Origin of the sequence: Segatella copri (assembly GCF_003465495.1) — a bacterium.
Lineage (GTDB): Bacteria > Bacteroidota > Bacteroidia > Bacteroidales > Bacteroidaceae > Prevotella > Prevotella copri_G.
The window spans coordinates 1-917 of record NZ_QSAV01000115.1; the positions used below are offsets into that span (position 1 = coordinate 1).

At 46.3% G+C, this 917-nt stretch carries 1 protein-coding gene; it reads right to left on the bottom strand.

Translation table 11 applies throughout. From position 1 onward, the window contains the following. Nucleotides 1–231: 231 nt before the first annotated feature. Nucleotides 232–543, bottom strand: a complete 312-nt coding sequence (locus DWV53_RS15295) for a helix-turn-helix domain-containing protein (RefSeq protein WP_008656559.1) — start codon at nt 541–543, stop codon at nt 232–234. Between the last annotated feature and the right edge of the window lie 374 nt (nt 544–917).

A 917-nucleotide genomic window follows, 5' to 3' on the forward strand; every position in this document is an offset into this window, starting at 1 on the left:
CAAAGCTCCTTGTCCGTCATGAACCGCTCACCGCCAAGCATGGGGCGGTAGTTCATCACGGCACGTTCAAAATTGTCAACCATTCGGTTGAGGTGGTTCACGATGTGGTTCATCCACTCGCTGTTTCTTGTCATTACTTCATTGCTCATAGTTGTCTCGTTTTATTGTTGATACTTACGTTACTCGGTTTACTTGCTGCATTGGATTAAGTGGCTGTTGTATATTGACAGCCTAACCTGTGCGCTTGCGAAAGCGCATGTCCTTTTTCTTGTCCTCCACTACTGCTACGATAGCCATCACGTCCTCCGGCTTGTAGTAGGTCTTGTGGCTGATTTGCGTATAAGCCAAAGTTCCGTTGTCCCGAAGCGTCTGCACTGTCCGTGGGCAGATGTTGAGCGTCTGACACACGTCCTGCGTGTCGAGCCACTTGTTCATGGTCTTGTCCTCACTGCGCTCACGGATTCTGTCCATGCGCTTCACGAAGTTCTCCAACTGGGCATCAAGATAGTTGAATGCCTCTTCCTCGAATACGATGAATCCCATACTTTTCTTTTTTCTAAGTTAATACTATGTTATATGTAGCAAAGCTCCACGCATATGCTGTGCTCCACGTTTGTGAGTGCAAAGATAAGGCACGGCAATCTAAAAACAAGCGTTTTCAATTTCTGTGGCAGTATGTTGCCGGGGTTTGCCGACTTCAACGCCAAAAACAACAAGAAAAACTTGCACGACTGCAACGAATACATGAACAATGATGAGTTGAGAAATACGTTGAAGTTCTCACAACTATCTCGGTATGCAAATAAGCAAGCCACAACTAAATTGCCACGTTACACCCAATCAGTTGCATGGCTGCACTCAGTACACTTACTTTGCACCCGACAATCGGTCAATGGTGCAAACCGTGACCACTATAC

Coding starts and splice junctions, on each gene's coding strand:
- DWV53_RS15295 (WP_008656559.1), bottom strand. CDS start 543: ATGGGATTCATCGTATTCGAGGAAGAGGCATTCAACTATCTTGATGCC.